We start from the raw sequence: 9,928 nt of genomic DNA, 5'->3' as shown, positions 1-9,928 counted from the left end.
CCGGCGCGCATCAATGCGCCGGCATGGCGCTGGCGCGCCTCGAAGGCGCCATCGCGATCTCGCGGTTCCTCAAACGCTTTCCGAACTACGCGCTCGACGGCGCGCCGGTTCGCGGCGGGCGGGTGCGCTTCCGCGGCTTCCTCAGCGTGCCCTGCAGCATCAGCGCATAAGACGACACATTTGGCCGGCGACAGACTTCCCTGTGGAGGAACTGATGCCCAAATCAACTGCAGGCGCGATTTGATGTAATCTCTCGGGCGCTGCAGCGGGAGTGACGCATGATGAATGCATCGGTCACTGATTTCCTCGCAACCGAAGCGCAGTTCGGCACCTACAATTATGAGCCGATCGGGGTCGTGCTGTCCCGCGGCGAAGGCGTCTGGGTCTGGGATACCGATGGCAACCGGTATCTCGACTGTCTCTCGGCCTACTCGGCGGTGAGCCAGGGCCACTGCCATCCCAAGATCCTCGCAGCCATGATCGAGCAGGCGCATCGGCTGACGCTGACCTCGCGTGCCTTCCACAACGACCAGCTCGCTCCCTTCTACCGCGAGCTCGCGGAACTGACCGGCTCGCACAAGGTGCTGCCGATGAACAGCGGCGCCGAAGCGGTGGAGAGCGCGATCAAGTCGGTGCGCAAATGGGCCTATGAGGTCAAGGGCGTGCCGGACGGGCAGGCCGAGATCATCGTCTGCGCCAATAATTTCCACGGACGCACGCTCGGGATCGTCGGCTTCTCGACCGACCCCGGCTCGCGCGACCATTTCGGCCCGTTCGCGCCGGGCTTCAAGATCATCCCGTTCGGCGATGCCGCCGCGCTTGAGCAGGCGATCACGCCGAACACCGCGGCCTTCCTGGTCGAGCCGATCCAGGGCGAGGCCGGCGTCATCATTCCTCCGCCAGGCTATTTCGTCCGCGTGCGCGAGCTGTGCACCGCGCACAATGTGATGCTCGTGTTCGACGAGATTCAGACCGGGCTCGGCCGCACCGGCAAGCTGCTCGCCGAGCAGCACGAAGGGATCGAAGCCGACGTGACGCTGCTCGGCAAGGCGCTGTCGGGCGGCTTCTATCCGGTGTCGGCGGTGCTTTCCAACAACGCCGTGCTCGGCACGTTGCGGCCGGGCCAGCACGGCTCGACCTTCGGCGGCAATCCGCTGGCCTGTGCGGTGGCGCGGGCGGCGCTGCGCGTGCTGATCGACGAGGGAATGATCGAGAACGCTGCGCAACAGGGCGCGCGCTTTCTCGCCGGCTTGCAGGACATCCGCGCCAACGTGATCCGCGAGGTGCGCGGGCGCGGGCTGATGCTGGCGATCGAGCTGCATCCGGAAGCCGGCGGTGCCCGCCGCTACTGTCTGGCGCTGCAGGCGCGCGGCATTCTCGCCAAGGACACCCATGAGCACACCATCCGGATCGCTCCGCCGCTGGTGATCACCGGCGATCAGGTCGACTGGGCGACGGAGCGGATCGCGGCGACCCTCACGCAGGACGTCTCCTGACGGTTCCCCGCGCCGGAAGACCGTAACGCCGGCCGTAGCCACAACGAACGAATCCGACGTCAGTGCGTTGAAGCACTGCGGGCGACTGTTGAAAGGAGAGCTACGCTCATGCTTTCCCGTCGCGCTTTGTTTGTTGTCTTTTCGATTGGCAGCTCGATGCTCGTGGCGAACGGCGGCGCGTCCGCCCAGCCACACGGAAAAGGTCCACCGGCGGCAAGGCCGGCTGCACCGGCCGCAATGGCGCGTCCCGCCGCGCCGATGGTACACGCCGCCCCTCCCGCGATGGCCAGGCCGCCCGCAATGGCGAGACCGCCTGCAATGGCTCGGCCACCCGCGATGGCACGGCCGGCAGCACCCGCGTTCCACGCCCCGCAGCGACCGGCGATGGCGCCGCGCCCGGCCCCGCATTTCGCCGCCCCGTCTGTGCGCCAGGCCCCCCATATCGCCGCGCCGCGTGTCGCAACGCCACGCCCCGAATTCCGTCGAGGAGCACCGCAGCGTCAAGCTCCGCATATCGCGGCGCCATCACGCCCGAGCCCAACTTCGCGCTTGAGCGAGCGGCCGTCGCCGACGGAGCGCGTTCAACAGCGCGCGCAGCAGCACCAGCAAATGATCCAGCAACGCCAGCAGGCGGCGCAGCAGCGGCAGCGTGACGCGCTCTCGCGCCAGACCACCGAGCGGCAGACCCGGATCGATCGCCTGCAGCAGCGCGTGCAGCAATTGCAGTCGCAAAAGGTCCAAGGCGCACGCGCGCAACGCGTCCATGACCGTGCCCTGCAGGCGCAGAACCGCCTGTTGCAGCGCGAGCAGCGTGCGCAGCAGGCCGACGTTACCCGCCGGCAGAGATTGGCGCCGGCAGCGACGGTTGGCGCTGCGGTCGCGACCACGGCCGCGACGCAGGCGGCTCAGCGCGAGCGATTTGCCGCGCGCTTCCGCGAGCAGGCAGGTGCGCAAGGCCAAGCAGGGCTTGCGGCGCGCCAAGGCGGCTGGGCGCCCCGGCATGCCTGGCGCCGCGGCAGCCACGCGGCCTTCGTGGCGTGGCTTGGGCCGGTGTTCTGGCCCTACGCCTATTCGGACATCTTTGACTACACGTTCTGGTCCTATGCCTACGAGCCCGGCTATTGGGCCTACGCCTATGACGACTTCGTCGACACCGTGTTCTGGGACACCAACAGTCCCTACTCCGCCTATGCCAGCATCAATCCTGGCGACTATCCGGCGACCACAGGCCGCGATCGGTCCCGTCAACGCACCGACACGAGCCCGCAGGCAATCAAGCAGCTCTGCGGCGAACCGGACAAGGGCGTCACGGCCTGGCCGCTTGCCGACATCGCGCGGGCGGTACGGCCGGACCAGCAGCAGCGCGCGCTCCTAGATGAGTTGAAGACGTCAGCGGCAAAGGCCGCCGATATCTTCAAGGACTCCTGTTCGGACAGCTATGCCATGACGCCCACCGGCCGTTTGCGGTCGATGCAGAACCGCATCAGCGCGACGCTCGAGGCGATCAAGATCGTGCGGCCGGCGCTGGAGAATTTCTACAGCTCGCTCAGCGACGAGCAACAGGCCCGCTTCAATGCGCTTGGTCCGCACGTCGGCGAGCGTTCGCCACAGCAGCAGGAGGCGACCGCGCAAACCGGCAATTGCGGCGATTCGAAATCCGACCTGGCCCACCTGCCGATCAACCGGATCGAGGCCTCGCTTCATCCGGCTGGCAAGCAGAAGGAAGCGCTCGATCGCCTGAGCGATGCGACCACAAAAGCCATAGCGGACCTGCAGGCGGCCTGCCCGAACGACGTGCCGCTGACGCCAGTCGGCCGGCTGGAGGCGATGCAGCACCGGCTCGAGGCCATGCAGAAGGCCGCGAAGCTGATCGAGCCTGCACTGGACGAGTTCTATGCGATGCTGAGCAGCGAGCAGAAAGCCCGCTTCAACACGCTGCAGCGGGTCGCGAGCCCCTGAGACGGCCGGCCGGCCGCTCCGGATCGCCGGGCGCGCCACAGAATGCCAGTCCCCCATCTTGCCTTTGCGGCCGGCGCGCAGCAATGTCTGGTACCGGCATCCCGAAGCAATGCCGAATGACGGGGCGGGAATGAAGCGCGGCTGGATGAGCACTGGCGAGCTACGCGAGCGCTGGGGCGATTCCTTGTTGACGGTGCTCACTGTTCTGCTCCTGGTCATGATTTTCGTGGTGGCGCCGTTGCAGGCGTTGGGCCTGTTCGAATTCCAGATTTTTGAGCTCCTGCTCGCGCTGGTCCTGGTCGGCGGCGTCTTCCTGATGTCGGGCAGCACGCTGGCGGTCGTCACGATGCTGGTCGCGCTCGTCATGATCGTCACGGGCGGGATCCTGAGACTACGCTCACCTTCAATTTTCGATCTCAACTTGTTCGCCGCATCCTGGCTGCTCGTCGGCCTCACCATGGCGGTGACGGTGGCGCGCGCGACGTTCGCGCCAGGCCGCGTCACCTATCACCGTGTGATCGGCGCGGTCCTGCTCTATCTCACGGTCGCCGTGATCTTCGCGGCGCTCTACACCTTTGTCGGCACGCTGAGGCCCGACGCATTTCCCGGCATGAAGGTGGAAGACAGCCCGACATTGGCGAGCCGCGTCCTCTATTTCAGCTTCGCCACGCTCACGACGACAGGTTATGGCGACGTCGCTCCGTTGCACCCGATCGCGCGGAGCCTGTGCAATCTCGAGGCGATCTTCGGCCAGCTCTATCCGGCAACGCTGCTGGCGCGGCTCGTCACGCTGGAAATCGAGCACCGCAACGAAGAGTCGTAATGAGGCACGAGGCGCGCATGCAGCGCTGCGCCCACCTGCCGGCGTCCTAGACCACCGTCCGGTGCCGCTCGATGCAGGTACGCAGCACTTCGTCCAGCGGACGGCCCCACCAGTCATTCGAGAAAATCTCGATCTCCGAATAGCCGGCAAAGCCCTGCGCCTCGACGGCGGCGCGCACCGATCTGATGTCGATAACGCCGTCGCCCATCATGCCGCGGTCGTTGAGGATGTCCTTGGTCGGCACCAGCCAGTCGCAGACATGGAACGCGAGCAGGCGATCCTGGCCGGCGCGCGCGATCTGGCTCATCAGTTCCGGATCCCACCAGATGTGATAGACGTCGAGCGCGACACCGATCGCGCCGGTTCTGCCGGGATCGAGCGCGTCGCAGATATCGAGCGCGTGCTTCGTGGTGTTCACGCAGGCGCGGTCGGCGGCATAGGCCGGATGCAGCGGCTCGATCGCGAGCGGCAGCTTGGCCTGCTTCGCATAATCCAGCATCTCCGCGATGCCGTCATGCACCTGCGATCGTGCCAACGCGATATCCTTGGATGCCGCGCTGCCCGGCCGTGAATATTGCGGCAGGCCGCCGACCACCAGCACGATGCAGGAGGCGCCGAGTGCTGCCGCCTCGTCGACAGCACGGCGATTGTCGTCGCGCGCTTCGCTGCGATGCGCGCCATCTGCCGTGAACATGCCGCCGCGGCAATAGCCCGACAGATCGAGCCCGGCATCCTTGACCGCACGGACGGCGCGATCGAGGCCGACGGCTGCGACCTGGTCGCGCCAGGGATCGATGGCACGGATGCCATGGCGCGCGCAGGCCTCGACGATGGCGAGGAGATCGCCCTGCTTGCGGACGGTCGCTGTGTTCAGCGACAGCCAGCGGTGATCATTGGAAAAGTCGCGCATCAGGCGTCGATGCCGCGCGTGGTCAGGATCGTCGTCATCCGGCGCGTAGCTAGCTCCGGATTGGCGAGCAGACCGGCCTTGTCGGCGAGCCGAAACAGCTCGGCAAGATGCAAGGTCGAGCGCGCGCTCTCCTGCCCGCCGACCATGGTGAAGTGATCCTGGTGCCCGTTGAGATAGGCCATGAACACGATGCCGGTCTTGTAGAAGCGCGTCGGCGCCTTGAAGATGTGGCGCGACAGCGGCACCGTTGGTCCCAGCACATCGTGGAAGCCGGCCTCATCGCCGGCGGCGAGGCGCGACAGCGCGTGGGAGGCCGCCGGTGCGATCGCATCGAAAATGCCGAGCAGCGCGTGGGAAAATCCCTGGTCGTCGCCGGCAATCAGTTCGGCATAGTTGAAGTCGTCGCCGGTGTACATCTTCACGCGGGCATCGAGCCGGCGCCGCATGTCGATCTCACGCTGCTTGTCGAGCAGCGAGACCTTGACGCCATCGACCTTGGCCGCATTGGCGTTGATGATGGCAACTGCCGTATCCATCGCCTTGTCGAGATCGGCCGTGCCCCAGTAGCCTGATAGAGCCGGATCGAACATGTCGCCGAGCCAGTGGATGATCACGGGCTCGCGCACCTGCGACAGCACACGGTCGTAGACCCCGGCGTAATCCTCCGCGCTCTTGCCGAGCTTTGCCAAAGCGCGCGAGGCCATCAGGATGATGCGGCCGCCGGCCTTCTCCACCGCAGCGATCTGCTCCTCATAGGCGTGGATCACATCGTCGATCGACCTGGCGTCCTCGACCGCGAGATGGTCGGTGCCGGCGCCGGAGAACACCAGCGCACTGCCCCTGGCCTTTGCCGCCTTTACCGAGCGCTGGATCAGTTCGAGCGAGGTCGGCCAGTCCAGCCCCATGCCGCGCTGCGCGGTGTCCATGGCTTCGGCGACGCCGAGGCCGAGGTCCCAGACGTGCTCACGAAACGCGATCGTCTTGTCCCAGTCGATCGCCGCGGCTAGCCAGGGATCGACGTCGGCGCGCGGATCGGCCACCACATGCGCGGCCGAGAATGCTATGCGGTTCAGCGTACCCTCGAGCTTCGCCGGAAAGGTCCGCGACGCCGCCAGGCGATAAGTCTCCAGGCCGCCGCCAGCGGTCGGCAGCTTCAGCGACAGCGATGACATCGGTCGGACAGGCTTGTTCATGACAAAGTCCCTTCTCAGACTGATATCGGGGCGACGTCGATCCAGCGTCGCTCCTTCCAGCTCTTCAGCGCGCATTCGGCGAGTTGCACGCCCTTGGCGCCTTCGAGCAGGGTGTATTTGTAGGGCGCATCCTCGCAGACATGGCGGATGAACATCTCCCACTGTTCCTTGAAGCCGTTATCGTAGACGACGTTTTCGGGCAGCTTCTGCCAGTCGGCATAGAAATCATGCATCCGCTTCTCGTCCGGATTCCACACTGGGCGCGGTGTTGCCTGACGCGCTTGGATCACGCAGTCGGTCAGACCCGCCACCGCCGAGCCATGGGTGCCGTCGACCTGGAAGGTGACGAGGTCGTCGCGGTAGACGCGCGTCACCCAGCTCATGTTGATGTGCGCGATGACGCCACCCTTCAGGCGGAAGGTCGCGTATGCGGAATCATCGGCGGTCGCCTGGTATTTCTTGCCCTTCTCGTCATAGCGCTCGGGGATGTCAGTCGTGCCGAGGCAGGTCACACTCTCGACTTCGCCGAACAGATTGTCGAGCACGTAGCGCCAGTGGCAGACCATGTCGAGGATGATGCCGCCGCCGTCCTCGGCGCGGTAGTTCCACGACGGCCGCTGCGCTTCCTGCCAGCCACCCTCGAACACCCAGTAGCCGAACTCGCCGCGCACCGAGAGCATGCGACCGAAGAAGCCGGAGTCGCGCAGGAAAGCGAGCTTCTTCAAGCCCGGCAGGAACAGCTTGTCCTGCACGGTGCCGTGCTTGAGGCCTTTGGCATTGGCGAGCTTCACGACCGCAACGGCCTCCTCGAGATTGGTCGCGATCGGCTTCTCGCAATAGACATGCTTGCCGGCATTGATCGCCTTGGTCAGCAGCGAAGGCCGCGCCTGCGTGGTGGCGGCGTCGAAGAACACGGTGTCGCCCTTGTCCGCGAGCGCGCGATCGAGATCGGTGGTGTGGCGTTCGATGCTGTAGCGTTTTGCCAACGCGCCGACCTTCTCGGCGTCGCGGCCGACCAGGATCGGATCGGGCATGACGCGGTCGCCGTTCGCGAGCTGCACACCGCCCTGCTCGCGGATCGCGACGATCGAGCGGACCAGATGCTGGTTGAGCCCCATCCGGCCGGTGACGCCGTTCATGATCAGGCCGAGGCGTTTGGTCGTCATACTGCTTGCTCCTGCGAAACGCGTGATGTTGGCCGCTTGAGCGGCTGCATGGTCGACCAGTTCGGATGGATCGAACTGGCAAAGCCCGGCGCGGCGGCGATCGATCCGGTCAGCAGATCGCCGTCATGGATCGCGAGGCGGACCTTACCGCCCTCGCGCGTGTAGAGATCGGGATGCGCGGTGAGGAAGGCGTCGGCCTCGTCAGCCGGGGTGTCGGCAAAGCCATCGACATAATGATGCCCGTTGCGCTCGGCATGGGCGACGCCGATCAACGCCCCGAGCGCGAGGTCCTGCTGCACGCCGAGCCCGGCCTGGCAGGTCAGGTCCTCGCCGCTGACGAAATACCGGCCGCCATCCGCGCTCCACACCGCCGCACGGGTGGCGTTGATGATCGATTTGTAGACGCCCTTGCACGATTTCGAGGAGATGCCTCGATAGCCGAGCGCGCGCGCCTGCGGGAATGCATCATAGGAATCGTCGGCTTCGTCGATGATGAAGCCGTGCGCCGCCAGTTTCCCGAGCGGCGAGGCTCTTGTTATATCGCGCGGCATCGGCTGCTCGATATAGAGCAGGTTTGCCCTGATCGGCTGCAACGCCGCGTCATGGTCGAGCCGGTCGACCAGCGCGTTCAGCGCGACGAGGTCCGCATATTGCTCGTTGGCGTCGAGTGTGATCCTGGTTGCGTAAGGCAGCTTTGCGAGCTCGCTGCCGATCCGCGCCAGCCGCGCCGCGTCATGTGCGGGATCGCCGTTCAGCTTGAGCTTGAAATAGCGCGCACCGGCGTTCTCGTTGCGATCGGCGACACCGCCCTCGCCTTCGACCTTGTCGTCCATTCCGACCGTGTGCCTGACGGCGACACGGTCAAGCCGCTTGCGCGTCGACAGGAACCGCGCGATGGCCGCATCGTCGAGATCCGCCGTCAGCCGCGCGTCGATGCCGGCGATATTGCCGGCCATGCCGTCGAAGAAGTTCGCGCCGGCGGCGCGCAGCAGCGCATCCAAGATCGCCTTGTCGATCTCGGCCGGGCCAAAGCCGGCGGCAAGCGGCGGAATGTCTTCGGCGGCGCAGGCTGCAACCTGCGGGCCGATACGTTCGGCATGGAGGCCGAATGCTGTGTCAAAGCCCTTCGCCAGGTAGAGCTCGCGTGCAATCGCAAGCGAGCGGCGAAGCCCGTCAAGCGACTGCGCTTCGGTCAGACGCGGCCGCTTGTCGAACCATTTCGGCGCCAGCATCTCGGCGCCGGCGCCAGTGGCGCGCCCCTTGCCTTCCACCTCGATCTCGACCTGCACGAACATCTGCGTCGACGCGGTGATCGTCACCGCGCCGAAGCGGAACGGCCGGGCGAACACCAGCGGCCGTTCGAAGAACGCGATATCGTTGACCTTGAGGCGAAGCGGCATTGAAGGCTCGGGTGTTAGTCCAGCGACCCCTGTGTGAAGAAATGCTTCCGGATCCGCTGCACCAGTTCGTTGAAGACAGGATCGGACATCGTCTCGAGCGAGCGCGGCCGCGGCATCGGCACGTCGTAGATCGCGGCGATCGCCCCGGGCCGCTCGGTCATCACGAGCACGCGGTCGGCGAGGAACACGGCCTCGGGGATCGAGTGCGTGATCAACAGGACCGTCTTGCCGGTCTCGCGCTGGATCCGCATCAATTCGACATTCATCCGCTCGCGCGTCATGGCGTCGAGCGCGCCGAACGGCTCGTCCATCAGCATGATCTTCGGATCGTGCACCAGCGCGCGGCAGATCGAGGCGCGCTGCTGCATGCCGCCGGAGAGCTGCCAGGGCAGCTTCTTCTCGAAACCCTCGAGGCCGACCAGTTTCAGCAGGTCCCTGGCACGGGCAAGATATTTGTCCCGCGGCAGCTGCTTCATGTCGATCGGCAGCATCACGTTGGAGAGGATGTTACGCCACGGCAGCAGCAGCGCGTTCTGGAACACGATGCCGACATTGCCATGCGGCCTGGTTACCGGCTCGCCGTCGATCAGCACTTCGCCCGTCGTCGGGGGCAGCAGGCCCGAGATCATCTTGAGCAGCGTGGACTTGCCGCAGCCGGAGGGCCCGACCACGACGAAGAACTCGCCGTCATTGATGGTGAAATCGAGCGGCCGCAGCGACGGCACATCACCGTCGCGCGACCGGTAGGTCTTCGAGACGCCCGACAGCGTGATGCCGGCCGCGCGGTCCGACACCAGCCGCAGATGCGCGGCGGGCTGGCTGACGGGGGTTGGTTTCGTCGCAGGATTCATCGCAGCCCCCTCCACCCGTCGTCCCGGCGAAGGCCGGGACCCATATGCCGCGGCCTTTCATTCGGGCACATGGGGAGAGACCTCTCGCAACAACTGGAGCCGGTGGTTATGGGTCCCCTGAGTTCGCAAA

General features: G+C 65.9%; 9 protein-coding genes and 1 pseudogene. 4 read left to right on the top strand and 6 right to left on the bottom strand.

Annotated elements, in window-relative coordinates:
• A pseudogene (locus tag AKL29_RS45510) lies at positions 1–170 on the top strand (cytochrome P450); the annotation flags it as partial.
• A gap of 111 nt (positions 171–281) precedes the next feature.
• Entirely contained in the window at positions 282–1,496 is a 1,215-nt protein-coding gene (gene rocD / locus AKL29_RS24985) for an ornithine--oxo-acid transaminase (RefSeq protein WP_050386060.1), read from the top strand.
• A gap of 525 nt (positions 1,497–2,021) precedes the next feature.
• Here rocD and AKL29_RS45505 read toward each other — a convergent pair.
• On the bottom strand, positions 2,022–2,456 hold the full coding sequence (locus tag AKL29_RS45505) for a hypothetical protein (protein WP_244482388.1): 435 nt from the start codon (positions 2,454–2,456) through the stop codon (positions 2,022–2,024).
• A gap of 72 nt (positions 2,457–2,528) precedes the next feature.
• Between AKL29_RS45505 and AKL29_RS45500 the strand changes: the two genes are divergently transcribed.
• A complete protein-coding gene (locus AKL29_RS45500) occupies positions 2,529–3,455 on the top strand; it encodes a Spy/CpxP family protein refolding chaperone (RefSeq protein ID WP_244482387.1) in 927 nt (308 codons plus the stop codon).
• Positions 3,456–3,600: 145 nt separating this feature from the next.
• Positions 3,601–4,278 (top strand): potassium channel family protein, encoded by a 678-nt coding sequence (locus tag AKL29_RS24975; protein ID WP_225160765.1) that lies wholly within the window; start codon positions 3,601–3,603, stop codon positions 4,276–4,278.
• A gap of 46 nt (positions 4,279–4,324) precedes the next feature.
• On the opposite strand, the gene AKL29_RS24970 is transcribed toward AKL29_RS24975, so the two are convergent.
• Genes AKL29_RS24970 through AKL29_RS24950 form a run of 5 tightly spaced genes read right to left on the bottom strand, consistent with a single transcriptional unit; the run spans position 4,325 to position 9,798 of the window.
• Positions 4,325–5,188, bottom strand: a complete 864-nt coding sequence (locus tag AKL29_RS24970; protein ID WP_050386008.1) for a sugar phosphate isomerase/epimerase family protein — start codon at positions 5,186–5,188, stop codon at positions 4,325–4,327.
• Positions 5,188–6,381: a dihydrodipicolinate synthase family protein gene (locus AKL29_RS24965; protein ID WP_050386007.1), complete on the bottom strand. Its 1,194-nt coding sequence runs from the start codon at positions 6,379–6,381 to the stop codon at positions 5,188–5,190. The genes AKL29_RS24970 and AKL29_RS24965 overlap by 1 nt, the downstream gene beginning before the upstream one ends.
• Positions 6,382–6,395: 14 nt before the next feature.
• Positions 6,396–7,547, bottom strand: coding sequence for a Gfo/Idh/MocA family protein (locus AKL29_RS24960; protein ID WP_028331850.1), 1,152 nt, complete (start codon positions 7,545–7,547; stop codon positions 6,396–6,398).
• Positions 7,544–8,947: a hypothetical protein gene (locus AKL29_RS24955; protein WP_050386006.1), complete on the bottom strand. Its 1,404-nt coding sequence runs from the start codon at positions 8,945–8,947 to the stop codon at positions 7,544–7,546. Before AKL29_RS24955 ends, AKL29_RS24960 begins: the two co-directional genes overlap by 4 nt.
• A 14-nt stretch (positions 8,948–8,961) precedes the next feature.
• A complete protein-coding gene (locus AKL29_RS24950) occupies positions 8,962–9,798 on the bottom strand; it encodes an ABC transporter ATP-binding protein (protein ID WP_050386005.1) in 837 nt (278 codons plus the stop codon).
• Between the last annotated feature and the right edge of the window lie 130 nt (positions 9,799–9,928).

Origin of the sequence: Bradyrhizobium pachyrhizi (genome assembly GCF_001189245.1) — a bacterium.
Classification (GTDB): Bacteria; Pseudomonadota; Alphaproteobacteria; order Rhizobiales; family Xanthobacteraceae; genus Bradyrhizobium; species Bradyrhizobium pachyrhizi.
The sequence above is the reverse complement of the archived record's forward strand: the minus strand, read 5'-3'. Positions and strand labels throughout refer to the sequence as shown.